General features: G+C 68.1%; 14 protein-coding genes, 1 tRNA gene and 1 riboswitch. Of the genes, 11 read left to right on the plus strand and 4 right to left on the minus strand.

The annotated features are described in order from the left end of the window. The first annotated feature begins 66 nt into the window (after window positions 1-66). A complete protein-coding gene (locus ACQR50_RS00925; protein ID WP_428969451.1) occupies window positions 67-2,658 on the plus strand; it encodes a molybdopterin-dependent oxidoreductase in 2,592 nt (863 codons plus the stop codon). Beyond that, on the plus strand, window positions 2,648-3,439 hold the full coding sequence (cobA, locus tag ACQR50_RS00930; RefSeq protein WP_428969452.1) for a uroporphyrinogen-III C-methyltransferase: 792 nt from the start codon (window positions 2,648-2,650) through the stop codon (window positions 3,437-3,439). The genes ACQR50_RS00925 and cobA overlap by 11 nt, the downstream gene beginning before the upstream one ends. A 166-nt stretch (window positions 3,440-3,605) precedes the next feature. Here cobA and ACQR50_RS00935 read toward each other — a convergent pair. After that, window positions 3,606-3,692: transfer RNA gene (locus ACQR50_RS00935), tRNA-Leu, on the minus strand. Window positions 3,693-3,796: 104 nt separating this feature from the next. Here ACQR50_RS00935 and ACQR50_RS00940 point away from each other — a divergent pair. From ACQR50_RS00940 to ACQR50_RS00970, 7 genes are all read left to right on the plus strand, one after another. Then, on the plus strand, window positions 3,797-4,729 hold the full coding sequence (locus ACQR50_RS00940; RefSeq protein ID WP_428969453.1) for a complex I NDUFA9 subunit family protein: 933 nt from the start codon (window positions 3,797-3,799) through the stop codon (window positions 4,727-4,729). 51 nt (window positions 4,730-4,780) lie between these two features. Next, window positions 4,781-5,626 carry an undecaprenyl-diphosphate phosphatase gene (locus ACQR50_RS00945; RefSeq protein ID WP_428969454.1) on the plus strand — a complete coding sequence of 282 codons (846 nt, stop codon included), beginning with the start codon at window positions 4,781-4,783 and terminating at the stop codon, window positions 5,624-5,626. A gap of 165 nt (window positions 5,627-5,791) precedes the next feature. Beyond that, on the plus strand, window positions 5,792-7,243 hold the full coding sequence (locus ACQR50_RS00950) for an NAD(P)-dependent oxidoreductase (RefSeq protein ID WP_428969455.1): 1,452 nt from the start codon (window positions 5,792-5,794) through the stop codon (window positions 7,241-7,243). Window positions 7,244-7,290: 47 nt separating this feature from the next. Then, complete coding sequence (gene gltB, locus ACQR50_RS00955) at window positions 7,291-11,805, plus strand: glutamate synthase large subunit (protein ID WP_428970611.1); 4,515 nt, start codon at window positions 7,291-7,293, stop codon at window positions 11,803-11,805. Window positions 11,806-12,140: 335 nt separating this feature from the next. After that, window positions 12,141-13,220, plus strand: coding sequence for an AI-2E family transporter (locus ACQR50_RS00960; RefSeq protein WP_428969456.1), 1,080 nt, complete (start codon window positions 12,141-12,143; stop codon window positions 13,218-13,220). A 153-nt stretch (window positions 13,221-13,373) separates the two neighbouring features. Beyond that, window positions 13,374-13,886 (plus strand): OmpA family protein, encoded by a 513-nt coding sequence (locus ACQR50_RS00965; protein ID WP_428969457.1) that lies wholly within the window; start codon window positions 13,374-13,376, stop codon window positions 13,884-13,886. 53 nt (window positions 13,887-13,939) lie between these two features. Beyond that, window positions 13,940-14,284 carry a hypothetical protein gene (locus ACQR50_RS00970; RefSeq protein ID WP_428969458.1) on the plus strand — a complete coding sequence of 115 codons (345 nt, stop codon included), beginning with the start codon at window positions 13,940-13,942 and terminating at the stop codon, window positions 14,282-14,284. A 191-nt stretch (window positions 14,285-14,475) separates the two neighbouring features. On the opposite strand, the gene ACQR50_RS00975 is transcribed toward ACQR50_RS00970, so the two are convergent. Beyond that, on the minus strand, window positions 14,476-15,531 hold the full coding sequence (locus ACQR50_RS00975; protein ID WP_428969459.1) for a threonine aldolase family protein: 1,056 nt from the start codon (window positions 15,529-15,531) through the stop codon (window positions 14,476-14,478). Window positions 15,532-15,575: 44 nt separating this feature from the next. Beyond that, window positions 15,576-15,685: riboswitch (SAM-I-IV-variant riboswitch) on the minus strand. A gap of 112 nt (window positions 15,686-15,797) precedes the next feature. Between ACQR50_RS00975 and ACQR50_RS00980 the strand changes: the two genes are divergently transcribed. Together ACQR50_RS00980 and ACQR50_RS00985 are read left to right on the plus strand one after the other, a co-directional pair. Next, entirely contained in the window at window positions 15,798-16,865 is a 1,068-nt protein-coding gene (locus ACQR50_RS00980) for a LacI family DNA-binding transcriptional regulator (protein WP_056432374.1), read from the plus strand. A gap of 161 nt (window positions 16,866-17,026) precedes the next feature. After that, a complete protein-coding gene (locus ACQR50_RS00985; protein ID WP_056432371.1) occupies window positions 17,027-18,448 on the plus strand; it encodes a sugar porter family MFS transporter in 1,422 nt (473 codons plus the stop codon). A 123-nt stretch (window positions 18,449-18,571) separates the two neighbouring features. Here ACQR50_RS00985 and ACQR50_RS00990 read toward each other — a convergent pair whose 3' ends face one another. Beyond that, window positions 18,572-19,816 (minus strand): ROK family transcriptional regulator, encoded by a 1,245-nt coding sequence (locus ACQR50_RS00990; RefSeq protein ID WP_428969460.1) that lies wholly within the window; start codon window positions 19,814-19,816, stop codon window positions 18,572-18,574. 163 nt (window positions 19,817-19,979) lie between these two features. Beyond that, the gene (locus ACQR50_RS00995) at window positions 19,980-21,182 is read right to left on the minus strand and encodes a PQQ-dependent sugar dehydrogenase (protein ID WP_428970612.1); all 1,203 of its coding nucleotides are present in this window, start codon (window positions 21,180-21,182) and stop codon (window positions 19,980-19,982) included. Window positions 21,183-21,206 lie beyond the last annotated feature (24 nt).

Raw genomic sequence — 21,206 nt, forward strand, 5'->3', positions numbered from 1 at the left:
GCCACAAGCGCTGCGCTGGCCGAACTGCCCCACCCCAACCCCTCCCCTGAAGGGGAGGGGCAACGCATGAACGCGATCCGCACCACCTGCGCCTATTGCGGTGTCGGCTGCGGCATCCGCGCGACCGTCACCGGCGACCGTGCCGTCAAGATCGAGGGCGATCCCGACCACCCTGCCAATCGCGGCAGGCTCTGTTCCAAGGGCACGCATCTGGGCGAGACGGTCGGCCTCGAAGGCCGCCTGCTCCACCCGATGATCGGCAAGCGCCGCGCCTCATGGGACAAGGCGCTCGACCTCGTCGCCAAGCGCTTCCGCGACACCATCGCGCAGCATGGTCCCGACAGCGTCGCCTTCTACGTCTCCGGCCAGTTGCTGACCGAGGACTATTATGTCGCCAACAAGCTGATGAAGGGGTTTATCGGCTCGGCCAATATCGACACCAATTCGCGGCTCTGCATGTCGAGCGCGGTGGCGGGCCATACCCGCGCGTTCGGCGAGGACGTGGTGCCCGCGTCTTACGAAGACATCGACGCCGCCGACCTGATCGTGCTGGTCGGCAGCAACACCGCCTGGTGCCATCCCATCGTCTATCAACGTATCCGCGCCCGGTGCGATGCGGGTGCCAAGCTGGTCGTCATCGATCCGCGCCGCACCGAGACGGCGGAGGAAGCCGACCTGCATCTGCCGCTGCGCCCCGGCAGCGACGTGGCGCTGATGAACGGCCTGCTCGCCTGGTGCCGCGAGGCCGGGGCGCTCGACGCGGGGTTCCTTGCCGATCATCTGTCGGTTCCGGCCGATTTCTGGGAGCGGGTGGGCGAGGGGAGCGATCTCTGGTCGGTCGCGAAGACCTGCGACCTGCCCCCGGCCGACCTGCGCCGCTTCTACGAACTGTTCGCCGCCACCCCGCGCACCGTCACCCTGTTCAGCCAGGGGGTGAACCAGTCGCTGAGCGGCACCGATCAGGTCAATGCGATCCTGAACGTCCATCTCGCGACCGGGCGCATCGGCAAGCCCGGCGCGCAGCCCTTTTCGATCACGGGTCAGCCGAACGCCATGGGCGGGCGCGAGGTGGGTGGGCTGGCCTCCACGCTGGCCGCGCATATGGACTTCGCGCCCGACAACCGCGCCCGTGTCCAGCGTTTCTGGGCCGCGCCGACCATCGCCGAACAGCCCGGCCTGAAGGCCGTTGACCTGTTCCGCGCCCTGGGTGAGGGGCGGATCAAGGCGCTGTGGGTGATGGCGACCAATCCCGCCGTGTCGATGCCCGATGCGGGCCGCGTGCGCGAGGCGTTGGCCGCCTGTCCCTTCGTCGTGGTCAGCGACGTGATCGCCGACACCGACACCTCGGCCTATGCCCATGTCCGCCTGCCCGCCGCCGCCTGGGGCGAGAAGGACGGGACCGTGACCAATTCGGACCGCACGATCAGCCGCCAGCGCGCGCTGTTCCCGCTGCCCGGTGAGGCGAAGCCCGACTGGTGGATCGTCAAGGAGGTCGGCCGCCGCATGGGGTGGAAGACCGCCTTCGCCTATGATCGCCCCGCCGAGATCTGGCGCGAGCATTGCCGTCTGTCGGCCTATGAGAATGACGGCGCGCGCCTGTTCGCGCTGCCCGGCCTGTCGAGTGCGGGCAATGCGGAGTATGACGCGATGACGCCGTTCCGCTGGGGCGGCACCCCCTTTGCCGATGGCCGCTTCTCCACCCCCGATGGCCGGGCGCGGCTGGTGACGGTCGTGCAAAAGGCAATTTCCGGACCGCTCGCCGCCTGGCCGCTGACGCTCAACACCGGTCGGTATCGCGACCAGTGGCACAGCATGACCCGCACCGGCCTGGCGCCCAAGCTGGCCCGCCACCGCGAAGAGCCTTTGGTCGAGGTGCATCCCGACGATGCCGCTGGGCTGGGCGTCATCGATGGCGGACTGGCGCGGGTGGCGACGCCGCAGGGCGACAGCCTGTACCGCGTGCGGGTGACGCCTGCGCAGCGACGGGGGGAGATCTTCACGCCCATCCACTGGACCGACCGCACCTCCAGCGGCGGACGCACCGGCCTGCTGCCGCGTCCGCTGGTCGATCCGGTGTCGGGCCAGCCGGGCTTCAAGCAAACCCCGGCGCGGCTGGCGGCGGTGGCAACGCGCTGGCGTGGTTTCCTGATCCTCGCGGGCGAGCCGGTGCGGCGTCCCTCCTGTCTTTGGGCGACGCGCGTCGCGGTTCCGGCGGGCAGCCTGTGGGAATTGGCGGGCGATGGCGATCCGGTGAAGCTGGAGGCGAGCCTGCCCGGCGGCGAGCGGGTCGAGGCGATCGATGCGGCGCGTGGCACCAGGCGAATCGCGATCCTGTCGGGCGGTCGGCTGGTCGCCACGCTGTTCGTGACCGAAAGCGGCGAATTGCCCAGCCGCGACTGGCTGATCGGCCAGTTGGCCGAGGCGGAGGCCGCACCGACCCTGCTCGCCGGACGTGCGCCGGGGGTGCAGGCGGATCGCGGCGCGATCGTCTGCGCCTGTTTCGATATCGGGATGCGCACCATCGTCGCGGCGATCCGCGACCAGCGGCTGGCCGATGTCGCCGCGATCGGGGTCGCTCTGGGCGCGGGCACCAATTGCGGATCCTGCCGCCCCGCGCTCGCCCGCCTGCTCGCCGAGGAGAATATCCATGCCGCATGACGAATTTCCCGCCGGTTCGGTCTGGCTGGTCGGGGCAGGGCCGGGCGATCCCGATCTGCTGACCCGCAAGGCCGAGCGGCTGATCGCGGCGGCCGATATCGTGTTCTACGACGCGCTGGTCGGCCCCGGCATCCTCGACCTGATCGGCCCCCGCGCCGAGCTGATCAGCGTCGGCAAACGCTCGGGCCGTCACTCCAAGGACCAGCGGACGATCGACGCGCTGATCGTCGCGGCGGCGCTGGAGGGCAAGCGCGTCGTCCGGCTGAAGGGCGGCGACCCGGCGATCTTCGGGCGTACGGCGGAGGAAGTGACCGCCTGCCGCGCGGCGGGCGTGACGGTCCGAATCTGCCCCGGCATCACCGCCGCCAGCGCGGCCGTCGCCTCGGCGGGGACCAGCCTGACGCTTCGCGGCGTGGCACGCCGCCTGACATTGGTGACGGCCCATGCCCAGGCGGGCGCGACGCTCGACCTCGACTGGCCAGCGCTGGCCGCGGCCGATTCGACGCTCGCCATCTATATGGGCCGCGCGGCGGCGGCGACCGTGGCCCAGCAACTGGTCGCCGCCGGGCGCAGCCCGGACACACCGGTGCTGGTCGTGGTCAATGCCTCGCTGCCCAACGAACGAATCATCCGGGGGCGGCTATCCTCGCTGGCCTTTCTGGTGGAGGCGATCAGCGCCCATGATCCCGCCATGCTGATCGTCGGCGAAGCGGTCGAAGCCGATCCGTCTTTCGCACATGCACAATCGAGCCCGGTGCACGACGGGATGATCGCAGCCTGACAGAAAAGTTGGGCGCGTCGGCTTTTTAAGGGGAAAAGCGGGCGCGCCTCGGCGCCCCATGGCGGCGGGAGAGGCCAAGACTTCGTCATCGTGCTGTCGCACGGTGACGTTGGTAGAAAGTCTTGGATTTCCGCCAGTCCCGAGGCTTGGAAGCCTGGGGAAGGAATGGTGCCCAGAAGAGGACTCGAACCTCCACGACCTTGCGATCGCCAGCACCTGAAGCTGGTGCGTCTACCAATTCCGCCATCTGGGCACGGGGTAGGCCTGCGCCTTTAGGGTAGGGTTCGAATCCTTGTCAACGGCTTTTTTGCGAGGCAAAGGGGCGGTGCACAAAAAATCTGGCGAATAGGGACGGTCATGACGAACAAGCTGGTGACGCTGATCGGCGGCGGGGGCTTTCTGGGCCGCTATGTCGCACGCGAACTGATGCGGGACGGTACGCGCGTCCGGGTGGCGCAGCGCGATCCGCGCCAGGCCTATTTCCTGCGCACCCAGGGCGGCCTGGGCCAGACGCAGTTCGTGGCCGCCGATATCGCCCGGCCGGAGACGGTCGCCCGCGCGGTCGAGGGCGCCGATGCGGTCGTCAATCTGGTCGGCGTGATGGGCGGCAATATGCAGCGCATCCATGTCGACGGCGCGCGTGCCGTGGCGGAAGCCGCGCGCAACGCCGGTGCCGGGGCGCTGGTCCATGTGTCGGCGATCGGCGCGGACACGAATGGTGCGGCGGCCTATGCCCGGTCCAAGGGGCAGGGCGAAGAGGCGGTGCGCGCGGCTTTCCCGAACGCCACCATCCTGCGCCCCTCGATCGTGTTCGGGCGCGAGGATCAGTTCGTGAATCGCTTCGCGGGCATGATGGGCGCGCCGATCGTCCCGGTCCTGCGTTCGGGTGTGAAGTTCCAGCCGGTCTTTGCGGGCGATGTCGGCGAAGCGGTCGCCAACGCGCTGCGCGATCCCGAAGCGCACGGCGGCCGGACCTATGAGCTGGGCGGCCCGGACGTGCTGTCGATGGGCGAGCTGCTCCGCTGGATCGCGCAGGCGCTGGGCCGCAAGCCCAACTTCGTGGAAATCCCCGATTTCGCAGGCGCGCTGCTCGCCCGCCTCCCGGGCTCGCCGATCAGCTGGGACCAGTGGTTGATGCTGCAGCAGGACAATGTCGCCGCCGCCGGTGCGCCGGGTCTGGCCGCGCTGGGCATCGAGGCCGCCCCGCTGGCGACCGTCGCGCCCGAATATCTGATCCGCTTCCGCAAGGCGGGCCGGTTCGGGCGTCGCGCGGAGACGCTGGCGGCCTGAATCGTCCCAACATAACAGTCTTTATCGTTTCGCTGTCAGCCCCGTCGCCTTATGGCGGCGGGGCTGCCTTTGCTTGTGGGGACTCGCGTGAACGATCTGATTGCCGCCATCATCCTGGGGATTGTCGAGGGTGTCACCGAATTCCTGCCGGTGTCCTCCACCGGCCATCTGATCCTGGCGGGCGCGCTGCTCGGCTATGACGATGCGCGGTGGCAGATGTTCAACATCGTCATCCAGCTGGGCGCGATCCTGGCGGTGGTCGTCCTTTATTGGCGGACCTTCTGGACGGTCATGGTCGGGCTGGCCAAGCGCGATCCCGGTTCGGTCCGCTTCGTGCGCAACCTGCTGATCGCCTTCATCCCCGCCGCCGTCATCGGCGTGCTGGCGAAGAAACATATCGAGGCGCTGCTGCTCCAGCCGAAGGTCGTGGCGGTCGCGCTGATCGTCGGCGGCATCGCGATCCTGGTCATCGAACGGGTGGTGAAGCCCGGCACGACGCGTGGCATCGCGGCGGTCCCGGCGAGGACGGCGCTCGGCGTCGGTTTCCTCCAGTGCCTGGCGATGATCCCCGGCGTCAGCCGTTCGGGTGCGACGATCCTGGGTGCGCTGACCCTGGGCGTCGAGCGGCGCACGGCGGCGGAGTTCAGCTTCTTCCTTGCCATCCCCACCATGCTGGGTGCCAGCGTCGTCGAGACGGCCGGGCATATGGATGCCATGCGCGCCGGAAACAGCGTCGGCCCGATCGAGATCGCGGTCGGCTTCGTCGTCGCCTTCATCGTCGCGCTGCTGGTCGTGCGCTGGTTCGTCGGAATCGTCGGGCGGCATGGTTTCGGCCCCTTTGCATGGTACCGAATCGTGGCGGGCAGCATCGCGCTGGTGCTGCTGACCATGCACTAAACACAGCATTGATACCGAATCGGACCTTGTTTATTGCGGGTCGCTCGCAATAAAAGGGTTTGATGGCGCAAAAGCCATTTTAATTAGTCAGTCATGCTGACTTACTTGCCGATTTCGAGGTGACATAGGGTCATCCGCGCAATATCCGCATCTTCGGAGGCGCATATGGCGAACGATTCTATGCTGAAGTTTGTAGGCCGCGATCAGGCCTATCCGGCCAAGCGGGCCGCGGAGAGCCGTGCGGAGGATTTCCGCGAGATCGCCGAGCGTTATGCGCCCCCGGCGGCAGAGGACCAGGCCGGGCGTTGCTCGCAATGCGGCGTGCCCTATTGTTCGGTGCACTGCCCGCTGCACAATCATATCCCCGACTGGCTGCGGCTGACCGCCGAGGGGCGGTTGCGCGAAGCCTATGAGCTGTCCAACGCCACCTCGACCATGCCCGAGATCTGCGGCCGCATCTGCCCGCAGGACCGGCTGTGCGAGGGCAATTGCGTCATCGAGTTTTCGGGCCACGGCGCGGTCACGATCGGCTCGGTCGAAAAGTTCATCACCGACACCGCCTGGGAAGAGGGTTGGGTCGAGCCGCTGGTCCCCGGACCCGCGCGGGGCCAGTCGGTCGCGGTGATCGGCGCGGGGCCTGCGGGCCTGACGGCGGCCGAATATCTCCGCGTCTCGGGTTACGAGGTCCATGTCTATGACCGGCACGACCGGGCGGGCGGGCTGCTGACCTATGGCATCCCCGGTTTCAAGCTGGAAAAGCCCGTCGTCATGCGCCGGGTCGAGCGGCTGAAGGCCGGTGGCATCGTCTTCCACGAAGGCTTTGCGGTCGGCGAGGACGCGACGCTCGAGGAGCTGCGCCGCCGCCATGACGCGGTGCTGATCGCGACCGGCGTGTACAAGGCGCGCAATGTCGATGTGGACGGCGCGGGCGCGAACGGCGTGATCGCCGCGCTCGACTATCTGACCGCCTCCAACCGCAAGAGCTTCGGCGATACGGTCGAGGCGTTCGAGAACGGCTCGCTCAATGCCGAGGGCAAGAATGTCGTCGTGATCGGCGGCGGCGACACCGCGATGGACTGCGTCCGCACCGCGATCCGCCAGGGCGCCAAGTCGGTGAAGTGCCTCTATCGCCGCGACCGGGCCAACATGCCGGGTTCGCAGCGCGAAGTCGCCAATGCCGAGGAAGAGGGCGCCGAGTTCGTCTGGCTCTCCGCGCCTCTGGGCTTCGAGGGCGGCGAGACGGTGACGGGCGTGCGCGCCGCCAAGATGCGCCTGGGTGCCCCTGACGCATCGGGCCGCCGCGCGCCGGAGGCCGAGCCGGGTGCCGATCATCTGCTCGAGGCGGACATGGTCATCAAGGCGCTGGGCTTCGATGCGGAAGACCTGCCCAGCCTGTTCGGCACCGCCGAGCTGGGCGTCAGCCGCTGGGGCACGGTGCTGGTCGACGGCCGCACGCTGATGACCAGCCTGGACGGCGTGTTCGCGGCGGGCGACATCGTGCGCGGCGCGTCGCTGGTCGTCTGGGCGATCCGCGACGGTCGCGACGTCGCCAAGGCGATGCACCAGTGGCTGAAGGCGCGGGCTAAGGTGGCCACGCGCGAGAAGGTGGCGGCATGAAGCGCGATGCCACCCCGATGCAGGACGTTCCAGCAGGACAAGACATGATGACCGACCAGCACCAATATCTCGCCGAGCATGGCATGTACCGCCCCGAGTTCGAGGGTGATGCGTGCGGCGTCGGCATGGTCGCGGCCACCGATGGCCAGCCCTCGCGCCGCGTCGTCCAGTCGGCGATCGACGCGCTGAAGGCCGTGTGGCATCGCGGCGCGGTGGATGCGGACGGCAAGACCGGCGACGGCGCAGGGCTCCACGTCGACCTGCCGCACCGCTTCTTCGACGACGCCATTGCCGCGTCGGGGCACAAGGTGCTGCCCAATCGCCTCGCGGTCGGCATGGTCTTCATGCCGCGCACCGATCTGGGCGCGCAGGAAACCTGCCGCACCATCGTCGAGAGCGTCATCATCGAGGCGGGCTATACCATCTATGGCTGGCGCCAGGTGCCGGTCGACGTCTCGGTCATCGGCATGAAGGCGCAGGCGACGCGCCCCGAGATCGAGCAGATCATGATCGCCGGGCCGATGCCCGACGAGGTCGATGCCGCCGAGTTCGAGAAGAACCTCTATCTGATCCGCCGTCGCATCGAAAAGCGGGTGATCGCCGCGCAGATCAGCGGCTTCTATATCTGTTCGCTGTCCTGCCGCTCGATCATCTACAAGGGCCTGTTCCTCGCCGAGAGCCTGTCGGTCTTCTATCCCGACCTGCAGGATCACCGGTTCGAGAGCCGCGTGGCGATCTTTCACCAGCGTTATTCGACCAACACCTTCCCGCAATGGTGGCTGGCGCAGCCCTTCCGCTGCCTGGCGCATAACGGCGAGATCAACACGATCCGTGGCAACAAGAACTGGATGCTCAGCCACGAGATCCGGATGGCCTCGATCGCGTTCGGCGACAATTCGGAGGATATCAAGCCGGTGATCCCGGCGGGCGCGTCCGACACCGCCGCGCTCGACGCGGTGTTCGAGGCGATCTGCCGCTCCGGCCGCGACGCGCCGACCGCCAAGCTGATGCTGGTGCCCGAGGCGTGGCAGAAGGACCTCGACGCGCCCAAGGCGCATGCCGACATGTACCAGTATCTCGCCTCCGTGATGGAGCCGTGGGACGGTCCCGCCGCGCTGGCGATGACCGATGGCCGCTGGGCGGTGGCGGGCATGGACCGCAACGCGCTGCGCCCGCTTCGCTACACGCTGACTGCCGATGGCCTGCTGATCGTCGGTTCGGAAAGCGGGATGGTCGTCGTGCCCGAGGCCACCGTCACCGCCAAGGGCCGGTTGGGGCCGGGGCAGATGATCGCCGTCGATCTGGCCGAGGGCAAGCTGTACGACGACCGCGCGATCAAGGACCAGATCTCGGGCGAGCAGGACTATGCCGCGATGATCGGCGAGTTCCTGACCATGGACCAGCTGCCCGCGCCGTCCGAAGAGGAAGCGCTGGTGCGGATGCCGCGCGCCGAAATGCTGCGCCGTCAGGTCGCGGCAGGCCAGACCATGGAGGATATGGAGCTGATCCTGTCGCCCATGGCCGAGGGGGGCAAGGAAGCCATCGGCTCGATGGGCGACGATACGCCGCTGGCGGTCATCTCCGACAAGCCGCGCCTGATCAGCCAGTTCTTCCGCCAGAATTTCAGCCAAGTCACGAACCCGCCGATCGATTCTCTGCGCGAACGCTATGTGATGTCGCTCAAGACGCGGTTCGGCAATCTCGCCAACATCCTCGACACCGAGGATCGGCGCGAGCGCGTGCTCGTCCTGCCGTCCCCGGTGCTGACCGGCGCCGACTGGCACCGGCTGAAGACGCATTTCGGCCGTTCGGCGGCGGAGATCGACTGCACCTTCGAGGCGGATGGCGGTCCCGACCGCCTGCGCGCCGCGATCCAGCGCATCCGCAACCAGGCCGAACAGGCGGTGCGCGAGGGCCGGTCCGAGCTGTTCCTGACCGACGAGCATGTATCCGAGGGCCGTGTCGCGATCGCGGGCGTGCTGGCGGCGGCGGCGGTGCACACGCATCTCGTCCGCCGGGGCCTGCGCAGCTATGCGTCGATCAACGTGCGCTCGGCCGAGTGCCTCGACACCCATTATTATGCGGTGCTGATCGGCGTCGGTGCGACCACGGTGAACGCCTATCTGGCCGAAGCCGCGATCGTCGACCGCCATGGCCGTGGCCTGTTCGGTGACATGAGCATCGAACAGTGCCTGACCAACCATCGCACCGCGATCGAGGATGGCCTGCTCAAGATCATGGCGAAGATGGGGATCGCGGTGATCTCCAGCTATCGCGGCGGCTACAACTTCGAGGCGGTCGGCCTGTCGCGCGCGCTGGTCAACGACCTGTTTCCGGGCATGCCCGCCAAGATTTCGGGCGAGGGTTACAACTCGCTCCATTACTCGGCGATGGTCCGCCACGAAGCGGCCTGGGACCAGCATGTCGCGACGCTGCCGATCGGCGGCTTCTACCGCCAGCGCGACGGCGGCGAGACCCATGCCTATTCGGCGCAGCTGATGCACCTGTTGCAGACGGCGGTGGCGACCGACAGCTATTCGACCTACCTGCAATTCGCGCGCGGCGTCGGCGACCTGCCGCCGGTCTATCTGCGCGACCTGCTTCAGTTCAACTTCCCGAACGAGGGCGTGCCGGTCGATCAGGTCGAGGCGATCACCGAAATCCGCAAGCGCTTCGTGACGCCGGGCATGTCGCTGGGCGCGCTCTCGCCCGAAGCGCACGAGACGCTGGCGATCGCGATGAACCGGATCGGCGCAAAGGCGGTGTCGGGTGAGGGCGGCGAGGACAAGCTGCGCTATCAGCCCTATGACAATGGCGACAACGCCAACTCGACGATCAAGCAGATCGCGTCCGGCCGTTTCGGCGTGACGGCGGAATATCTGAACGCCTGCGACGAGATCGAGATCAAGGTCGCGCAGGGCGCCAAGCCCGGCGAGGGCGGGCAGCTGCCCGGTTTCAAGGTGACCGAGTTCATCGCCAAGCTGCGTCATGCGACGCCGGGCGTGACGCTGATCTCGCCGCCGCCGCACCACGACATCTACTCGATCGAGGATCTCGCGCAGCTCATCTATGACTGCAAGCAGATCAACCCGCGTGCGCGCGTCTGCGTGAAGCTGGTGTCGTCCGCAGGCATCGGCACGGTCGCGGCGGGCGTGGCCAAGGCGCATGCCGACGTCATCCTGGTGTCGGGCCATGTCGGCGGTACGGGCGCGTCGCCCCAGACCTCGATCAAATATGCCGGTACGCCGTGGGAAATGGGCCTGTCGGAGGTCAACCAGACGCTGACCCTCAACGGCCTGCGCGGGCGCATCCGTCTGCGTGCGGACGGCGGCCTGAAGACCGGGCGCGACATCGTGATCGCGGCGATCCTGGGTGCCGAGGAGTTCGGCATCGGCACGCTGAGTCTCGTCGCGATGGGCTGCATCATGGTGCGCCAGTGCCACTCGAACACCTGCCCGGTGGGTGTCTGTGTTCAAGACGAACGCTTGCGCGCGAAATTCACCGGCACGCCGGAAAAGGTCATCAACCTGATGACCTTCATCGCCGAGGAAGTCCGCGACATCCTGGCGCGTCTGGGCGTGCGTTCGCTGGACGAGGTGATCGGACGGACCGAGCTGCTGCGCCAGGTCAGCCGTGGTGCCGAGCATCTCGACGATCTCGACCTCAACCCGGTGCTGGCCAAGGTCGATGCGACCGATGCCGAGCGGCGGTTCAGCCTGTCGACCTTCCGCAACGAAGTGCCCGACAGCCTGGATGCGCAGATCATCAAGGACGCGAGCGCCGTGTTCTCGCGCGGCGAGAAGATGCAGCTGACCTATTCGGTGCGCAACACGCACCGCGCGGTCGGCACCCGCCTGTCGTCGGAGATCACGCGCAAGTTCGGCATGAGCAAGCTGGCCGACGGGCACGTCACCGTGCGCTTGCGCGGATCGGCGGGCCAGTCGCTGGGCGCGTTCCTGTGCAAGGGCATCACGCTGGAGGTGTTCGGCGACGCCAACGACTATGTCGGCAAGGGCCTGTCGGGCGGCACCATCATCGTGCGCCCGGCGGTCAGCTCGCCGCTGGCCAGCCAGAAGAACACGATCATCGGCAACACCGTGCTCTATGGCGCGACCTCGGGCCGTCTGTTCGCGGCGGGCCAGGCGGGCGAGCGTTTCGCGGTCCGCAACTCGGGCGCGGTCGTGGTGGTCGAGGGCTGCGGCGCCAATGGCTGCGAGTACATGACCGGCGGCACCGCCGTCGTGCTGGGTGAGGTCGGCGCGAACTTCGGCGCAGGCATGACCGGCGGCATGGCCTTCATCTACGACCCCGAGGAACGTTTCCCTCGCCGCGCCAACCCCGAGAACATCGTGTGGCAGCGTCTCGCCTCCGCGCATTGGGAAGGCGTGCTGCGTGGCCTGGTCGAGGAACATGCCGCGCGGACCGACAGCAAATGGTCGAAGGGCCTGCTGGAGGACTGGGACCGGGTGGCCGGGCATTTCTGGCAGGTCTGCCCGAAGGAAATGCTGACCCGCCTGGCGCATCCGCTCGACGACAGCGTCGAGGCTGTCGCGGCGGAGTAACCGACTATAGCCTCCTCCCCTGCAAGGGGAGGGTGTGCGGGCTTTGACGTGCCCCCGGCACGTCAAGATGGTGCCGGGGGCACCATCTCGCCCGCACACATGCGCAGTATGGTGGAGGGGTGTCCCGCTCTCGATAGGGTGACACCCCTCCGTCAGGCCTTCGGCCTGCCACCTCCCCTTGCAGGGGAGGAATAGCGATACCCTCCGTTTCGCCTGAGCGGGGGCATGCGGCTCGCACGCTCAAATCCATGACACCCCTGTCGCCCGTTAACCCAGATCACGGAACCGTTGCGTCGCCGTGACGGTTACGCCGCGATGAAAAAGGGGACAGCAGCATGACCATCGATCGCCAGAAGATCGAACGCGGGGGATTCATCCTGTTCCTCGCGCTGATCACCATCGGGATGCTGGCGGTGGTGTCGGGCTTTCTCGCGGCCCTGCTGTGGGCGGGGCTGGCGGCGATCCTGTTCCGGTCGCTGTTCCAGTGGCTGCTGACCAAGACCGGCGGGCGGCGCAACTTGGCCGCCGGGCTGACCATGCTGATCATCACCTTTGCGGTGGTGGTGCCGACCCTGTTGATCGGCAGCATGGTCGTCGATCAGGCGTCGGGCGTCTATCTGAAGGTGCGCAGCGGCCAGATCGATTTTGCGCAATATTTCCAGCAGGTCCGCGATGCGCTGCCCACCCGCCTGCGCCAGGCGATGGACAATTGGGGCATCGACAGCGTCGAGGGGCTGCAATCCCGCATCTCGCGCACGCTGAGCAGCAGCGTCAGCCAGATCGCGTCCCAGGCGCTGTCGATCGGACGCAACGCCTTTGCCTTTGCGCTGGCGTTCGGCGTCGGCCTGTATGTCGCCTTCTTCCTGATCCGCGACGGCGAGCGACTGGGACCGGCATTCGTCCGTGCACTGCCGCTGGACCGGGGTGTCGCGGCGCGGCTGGTCGATACCTTCGTCGCGGTGGTCCGCGCCACCATCAAGGGCTCGGTCATCGTCGGGCTGGTGCAGGGCGCGCTGGGGGCGATCACCTTCTGGATCGTCGGCGTGCCCGCCGCTCTGCTATGGGGTGTGCTGATGGCGATCGCGGCGCTGCTGCCCGCCATCGGTCCGGCGATCATCTGGGGGCCGGTGGCCATCTATCTGCTCGCGACCGGCGCGATCTGGCAGGGGGCGGTGGTCGTCGCCTCGGGCGTGCTGGTCATCGGCCTCGCCGACAATATCCTGCGGCCCATCCTGGTCGGGCGCGATACCGGGCTGCCCGACTGGATCGTGCTGCTGACGACGCTGGGCGGCATCGACCTGCTGGGGCTGAGCGGCATTGTCGTCGGCCCGGTCGTCGCCGCGCTGTTCCTGGCGGGCTGGCGCATCCTCAGCGAGGAGCGCGGCGTCGTACCGCCCGAGGGCGAGGCGGCCTAAGGGCGCTGGTTCATATCGGACCGACCCCGACCAGAAAGGCGATTTGCGCTGCAACATCGCGCTGCCTATGGTCCGCGACAAAGGGCGGACCGGCCGGGGGGATCGGCCGGATGATGGGGTAGCGTGATGCGACTGCGATTGGGGGCCTGGAACATGACGGCCGGGCTCGCCTGTGCCATGGCCGGGTGCAGCGGCGGCGGCGATGTCGCGCGTCAGGCCGGGGCCAGCGGCGCCTCGATCGAACTGCCCGTCCCGGCGCCGTCTCCGGGCAAAACCGTCGCCCAGCCGGATACCGTTGCGGCCGATACCGGTGCCAGCCCGACCACGATCGGCTTCCCACAGGGCGGCGGGGGCCTGAATAACGAGGCCAAGGCGATGCTCGACCGGCTGGCCGCCGATCCGGCGGTGCGCGGCGGCAGCCTGATCCTGCGCGGCCATTCGGACAGCGAGGGCGATGACGAGGCCAATCGCATCATGTCGCGCAAGCGGGCCGAGGCGGTGCGCGACTATCTGGCGCGCAAGGGTCTGGACCGGAACCGGATGCGGGTGATCGCGCTCGGTGAAACCCGCCCCGTCGCGCCCAACGCCAAACCCGATGGCAGCGACGACAGCGACGGCCGCGCACGCAACCGCCGGGTCGAGATCGAACTCGACCGCGGCGGCTGATCGAAGCAGCGCCGGCGATTGCCGACCCGGCGGTCGGATCGTAAGGCCATGCCATGGCCAAGGGTGATCGACTGGCGCGGCTCGACGCGCAGCGCGAAGAGATGGAAACGGATTATCGCGCGGCGCTGATCGCCGCGCTGCGGACCACGGCGGCGGGCAAATGGGGATTGTTCGACCATCGCAAGGACCGGGTGGCGCGCGCGGCGGCGGCGCCGGTGGTGGCGCAGCTGACCGAGATGGGCGAGGAGATCGATGAAGCCCGGGAGCAACTCGGCCTGCCGCCCTTCGCGCTCCATGCCGAATTTCTCGCCTCGCGCGGGCCGGTCGGGCCCGAGGCGGTGGGGGAGCCCAAACAGGCGCAGGCGTGGCTCGATCGTCTGACGGCGGAGGACCGATAACTCATTCCTCCCCTGTAAGGGGAGGTGGCAGGGCGAAGCCCTGACGGAGGGGTGTCCACGCTGGCGGTGACACCCCTCCACCATGCTGCGCATGTGTGCGAGCGAGATGGTGCCCCCGGCACCATCTTGACGTGCCGCGGGCACGTCAAAGCCCGCACACCCTCCCCTTACGGGGAGGAAGAGCGTACGCGCTACGCCGCCTGCAATGCCTCGACGGCGACGGCCGCGATGTCGTCGCCCAGCTGGTCGACCCGCGCGGGATCGGCGTCCCAGGCGAACATGAACCGCGCGCCGCCGCCGATGAAGGTGTAGAAACGCCACCCCCGCGCACGCAGGCCGTCGAGCACGGCAGGCGGGGCGCTGAGGAAGACGGCGTTCGCCTCGACCGGGAACATCGGGGCGATGCCGGGCAGCCCCGCGACCCGCGCCGCCAACGCTTGCGCACAGGCATTGGCATGGGCGGCATTGGTCAGCCATGCGCCGGTGTCGAGCATCCCGATCCACGGCGCGGCAAGGTAGCGCATCTTGGACGCCAGTTGCCCCGCCTGTTTGCAGCGATAGTCGAAATCCTCGGCCAGCACGGGGTCGAAGAACAGGATCGCCTCGCCGACCGCCATGCCGTTCTTGGTGCCGCCGAAGCAGAGGACATCGACGCCTGCGCGCCACGTCATGTCGGCGGGCGAGCAGCCCAGCGCCGCACAGGCATTGGCGAAGCGCGCGCCGTCCATGTGCAGCCGCAGGCCCAGCTCGCGGCACACCGCCGACAGCGCATGGATTTCGGCCAGCGTATAGACCTGCCCCGTCTCGGTCGGCTGGGTGATCGTCACCGCGCGCGGCTTGGGGAAGTGGATGTCCGACCGGCCGGTGGCGAGCGCCCGCACCGCCTCGGGAGTCAGCTTGCCGTCCTCGGTCTGCGCGACCAGCAGCTTCGATCCGTTGGAGAAGAATTCGGGCGCGCCGCACTCGTCGGTCTCGACATGCGCGGAGGCCGAGCAGATGACGCTGTGATAGCTCTGGCAGAGCGCCGCCAGCGCCAGCGAGTTGGCCGCGGTGCCGTTGAAGGCGAAGAAGACCTCGCACTTGGTCTGGAACAGGGTGCGGAACGCGTCGGCGGCGCGGTCGGTATAGGGATCTTCGCCATAGGCCGGGACATAGCCCTGGTTCGCCTCGGCCATCGCGGCCCACGCTTCGGGACAGATGCCCGCATAATTGTCGCTGGCGAACTGTTGAGGAATGACCGCGCTCATCACAAATCCTTCGTGCCTATGACGAGTCGGATGAGGAAAGTGGCGGTTCGTCCCGTTGTTGCCGGTTCGGCCACATCCCTCTCCATCCGGAAAGGCACCACCTTGCCGGGAGGCAGGTTGGTGCCGGGCGAAGGCCCGACTCTTGATGCTAGCGCGGCCTTTAGCGGCGGGCGGCCCCGTCCGCAAGAGCGCCGGTCGCTGCGTCCGCCATCTTTCGACCCTTGAAGCATTGCGTATCGCGTCCGAAAAGTGGAAGCGTAAACGTTATGAGCATCAGGACCTCGCGCCGCGGTAGCAGCGCTCCCACGATCAGCGATGTCGCGCGCGCCGCCGGTGTGTCGCTGATGACCGTCTCGCGCGTCATCAACAACGAGGCCAATGTCCGCCCCGCCACCCGCGAAAAGGTGGAGGCGGCGATCGCGCAGCTCAACTATGCGCCCAATCCGGCGGCGCGCAGCCTGGCGGGCGCGGCGCAGATCCGCATCGGCATGCTCTACAGCAATCCCAGCCAGGGGTTCCTCAGCGAATTCCTGCTCGGCACGCTGGACCAGGCGTCGCGGCTGGACGTGCAGATGGTCGTGGAGAAATGCGAGATCGGCGATCATGAGGTCGAGGTCGCGCGCCATCTGATCGCGGGCGGGATCGACGGCGTGATCCTGCCGCCGCCGCTGTGCGAGGCGGAGGCCGTGCTGGCCCTGCTGCGCGAGGCGCGGGTGCCCGCCGTGGTCGTGGCGACCGGCGTCGCGCCGCAGGAGATGCCCGAATCGGCGATGGCGGTGCAGATCGACGACCGCGCGGCCGCCGAGGAGATGACGCGTCATGTCATGACCCTGGGCCACCGCCGGATCGGCTTCATCTGCGGCAATCCCAACCTGACCGCCAGCGCCCGCCGTTACGAGGGGTTCCGCGCCGCGCTGGAGGCGGTCGGCGTGCCGTTCGACGAGGAACTGGTCGCGCCGGGCCTTTATACCTATCGCTCGGGTCTGGATGCGGCCGAGCGGCTGCTCGACCTGGCCGAACCGCCGACCGCGATCCTGGCGTCTAACGACGACATGGCGGCGGCGACGGTGGCCGTGGCGCATCGCCGGGGCCTGGACGTGCCGAGCGACCTGACCGTCTGCGGCTTCGACGATACCACGCTCTCGACGACGATCTGGCCCGAGTTGACCACCATTCACCAGCCGATCGCCGACATGGCGCGGGCGGCGGTGGAAATGATGGCCACCGTCATCCGCCAGAAAAATGCCGAGCCGCCCGCGCATCGCATGTTGGATTACAGCCTGATCCGTCGTCAGTCGGACGCCGCACCCCGGCGCAGGCCACGCGGATTCTGATGGCGGGTCGCGAAGCGGGACGAACCGTGTACGCACCCGCTTGACGGCGCGATGTTTTAAGATAGCGTTACCATTATGGCTGGCCGTGAATCGCGCCGGTGACAGGACATTGCCGTGCGGATAGGCCAAGACGCCACGCACGGATCAGGAGAGGGCCGGAAGTGACCGACACAAGGGGATTGGACGCCGCACGCGTCAATCATGGTTTCATCGCCGCGATCGTCGTTGTCGCGACCATCGGCGGTTTCATGTTCGGCTATGACTCGGGCGTCATCAACGGCACCCAGAAGGGGCTGGAGGCCGCGTTCGACCTCGGTCGTCTGGGCGTCGGCGTCAATGTCGGCGCGATCCTGGTCGGCTCGGCGATCGGTGCGTTCGGCGCAGGGCGGCTGGCCGATGCGATCGGCCGCCGCAACGTCATGATGCTGGCCGCCGCGCTCTTCCTGGTCAGCGCGATCCTGGCGGGCGCCGCCGGCAGCTCGGCGATCTTCATCCTGGCGCGCATCATCGGCGGCCTGGGCGTCGGCGCGGCCAGCGTCATCTCGCCCGTCTATATCTCCGAAGTGACCCCGGCCTCGATTCGCGGCCGATTGTCGAGCGTGCAGCAGGTGATGATTATCACCGGCCTGACCGGCGCGTTCGTCGCCAACTTTGCGCTGGCCCGCTATGCCGGTGGCTCGACCGCCGAATTCTGGCTGGGCTTCCCCGCCTGGCGCTGGATGTTCTGGCTTCAGGCGATCCCGGCGGCGGTCTATTTCGCCGCCCTCTCGATCATCCCGGAAAGCCCGCGCTTCCTGGTCGCCAAGGGCCGCGATGCCGAGGCGCATACGGTCCTGACCAAGCTGTTCGGCGAGGCCGAGGCGACCCGCAAGGTGGCCGAGATCCGGGGTTCGCTGGCCAGCGACAAGCACAAGCCCAAGCTGTCCGACCTGGTCGACAAGACCACCGGCAAGATCCGCCCGATCCTGTGGGCCGGTATCGGCCTGGCCGTGTTCCAGCAGCTCGTCGGCATCAACGTCGTCTTCTATTATGGCGCGACTTTGTGGGAAGCGGTCGGCTTCTCCGAGGATTACGCGCTCCAGACCAACATCCTGTCGGGCGTGCTGTCGATCGCGGCCTGCCTGTTCACCATCGCGACCGTCGACAAGATCGGCCGCAAGCCGCTGCTGCTGATCGGCTCGGCGGGCATGGCGGTGACGCTGGCGATCGTCGCCTATGCCTTCTCGACCGCCGTCACCGGTGCCGACGGCGCGGTGTCGCTGCCCGGCAACAACGGCGTGATCGCGCTGGTCGCGGCGAACCTGTACGTCATCTTCTTCAACGCCAGCTGGGGCCCGGTCATGTGGGTCATGCTGGGCGAGATGTTCCCGAACCAGATTCGCGGGTCCGGCCTGGCCGTCTCGGGCTTTGCCCAGTGGATCGCCAATGCCGCCATCTCGGTCAGCTTCCCCGCGCTCGCCGTATCGCCGGGCCTGAGCGTGACCTATTTCGGTTACGCCTTCTTCGCGGCGGTATCGTTCTTCTTCGTCCGCGCCATGGTCAACGAGACGCGTGGTCGCGAACTGGAAGACATGGCGGGCTGATCGCCCCGATCCCCCGAAAGCCCGACAGGCCCGCTTCCCCCTGGGAGGCGGGCCTTTTTCTTCAGCATCAACGCCATACACCTCACCTCCGTTCAGGCCGAACGGGCGTAGGAGAGGGGAAGCCTAACGCCCCGCCTGGATCAGGATCGAATCGGACGGTAACAGCCGGTCCATGAAGGGCAGCATCGCCGCACCGACGGCGGGGGCGTCCTGCGCGCGGCGGGCGGGACGGATGGCGGGGCGGGCGGGCAGCTCGATCCCCGCCAGCGCTTCGCTCAGCCCCTGGGTCAGCCGCTGGAGCAGCCAGTCGGGCAGGCGCCCGCCGATCAGGATCGCATGGGGGTCGAACAAAGTCGTCACCGCCACGATGGGTTGGAGCAGCGCGGCGATCGAATCCTCGATCCACTGGTCGATGACCGCGCACAGCATCGGGTCGTCGCCGTCACCCAGAGTCTCGGGCGAATCGAGGCGGTAGCCCGCCGCCTTCAGCCGCACCTCCAGCCCCGCCAGCGACACCGTATCCTGCACGATCGCACCGGGCCGTCCCGCCGTGGGGTCGGGGATCAGCCCGATCTCGCCCGAGCGGCGATGCGCGCCGCGATGATAGGTCCGGTCGATGACCAGCCCGCCGCCAAGCCCGGCGGTGATCAGCAGGTAGAAGAAACTGGGGCAGGCGAAGTCATGGTCGTGCTGCGCCTCGCCCAAAGCGGCGGCGGCGGCATCGTTGTCGCGGTACATCGGCCAGGGCAGCAGCGGCGCGAGCAACGCTGCCGTGTCGACCCCGTTCCAGGCGTCATAGCCGCGTGTCTGGTTGGGCAGCGAGCGGTCGACGCCGTCCGGCATCGCCACGCCGACGCCCAGCACGCGCGAACGGTCGACCTGTCCCTCGGCGAGCGCGGGTTCCAGCGTGTCGCCGATAAAGGCCAGCACGTCGTCCGGCGTGGCAAAGGCGATCTCGCGGGTCGCCCGCGCGCGCACCGTGCCGCACAGATCGAGGATCGCAATCGCCAGATGGTCGCGGTCGATGGTCAGGCCGATGCCGAAAGCACCGTCGGGGCACAGCTCGATCTTGAGCGCGGGCTGCCCGCGCCCGCGATGCAGCCGTCCGGCGGTGCGGATCAGCCCCATCTCGATCAGCCGCCCGGTGATGTTGGCGATGGTCGGCGGGGTCAGCCCGGTCTGATTGGCGATCGCGATCCGCGTCGTCTCGCGGTGCAGGCGGATGACCTGCAAGACGGTGCGCAGATTATAATCGCCCGCCCGCTCCAGATTGGTGCCCGACAGCCCGCGCGACAGACGCGAATCGCGCGAATGCGCTTCGACGGCAGGCCCCCGCTCGGGCGGCATGGGCTGCGTCGATCGCATCATCTCGTTTTCGTCTCCTGTGGTGAAGCGAACCCGGATCGCCCGTCTTTGCCACAGGATCGGCGCGCAGGCCGGGTCAGGTCAAGACCTATTGTCAGACCTGACCATACCGCCCCGACATATTGGTCCTATTTTCCGAGGCTTATGCCGGGGCGGCGAGGGGATGTCAGGCCGGCGTCAGCTTGATGAGCCTGCCTTGCGAATCGCCGCCATCCTCCAGCACATAGATGGCGCCGTCCGGCCCCTGCTCGACCTCGCGGATACGGGCGCCCATATCCCACTGGTCGCCCTTGGTGGCGCCGGTACCGCTCAGGTCGACGCGGATCAGCGCCTTGCTCGACAATCCGCCGATAAAGGCGTCGCCGCGCCATTGCGGGAACAGCGAGCCCGAATAGATCATCAGCCCGCCCGGCGAGATCACCGGGGTCCACCAGACCTTGGGGGCTTCGTACCCGTCGCCCGCGCGGTGATCGGGAATGTTGCGCCCGTCATAATGCGACCCGTTGGAGGCGTTGGGCCAGCCATAGTTGCGGCCCGGCAGGATCAGGTTCAACTCGTCGCCGCCCTTGGGGCCCATTTCCTGCTGCCACAGATTGCCCGCTCCATCGAAGGCGATGCCCAGCAGGTTGCGATGGCCATAGGACCAGACGGCCGGATCGAAGCCCTGCGCCGCCAGCGGATTGCCCGGCGCGGGCTGGCCGTCCGGGGTCAGGCGCAGCACCTTGCCGAGCGTGGCCTTGGGGTCCTGCGCCGGCGTGAACTTCTGGCGGTCGCCCGCGGTGAAGAACAGATATTGGCCGTCGGGCGAAAAGGCGATGCGACCCGAATAATGGCCATCGCCGGTGACGGCGGGGGTGGCGGCCCACAAGGTCTCGATACCCGTCAGCTGCGCGGCGCCGTTCGCTTCCTGCAAACGCCCCCGCGCCAGCACGACTCGCTTGCCGCCGTCCGCTGCGGCCGAATAGCTGAAATAGACACGGCCGCTCTGCGCGAAGTCGGGGGCGAGGACCACGTCCATCAGGCCGCCCTGGCCCGCCGAATCGACCGCGATCCGCGCGACCGTCTGGCGCGCCTGGCCATCCGCGCCGACGAGCAGCATCCGGCCGTCCTTCTCGGTCACCAGCATCCGCCGGTCGGGCAGGAAGGTCATCGCCCAGGGCGCGTCGAAATCGGCGATGACCGTCCGGCCGAAGGGCTGTCCGTTCACCACCGTCGCGGGCGGACTGGCCGTGGCGGACGGGGAGGGGGAGGGCGTGCCGCCGGGCGTCACCGTGACCGGCGACGTATTGCCCGTTTCGCTCGGACCGGGGCCATTGCCCGAGCAGGCGATCAGCGCCACCGGCAAGGCAGCGAACAGCGGCAGTTTCATCATCGTCTCTCCCGTCTCGGGCCG

Origin of the sequence: Sphingomonas sp. Xoc002, from assembly GCF_050408055.1 — a bacterium.
GTDB classification, from domain to species: Bacteria; Pseudomonadota; Alphaproteobacteria; order Sphingomonadales; family Sphingomonadaceae; genus Sphingomonas; species Sphingomonas yabuuchiae.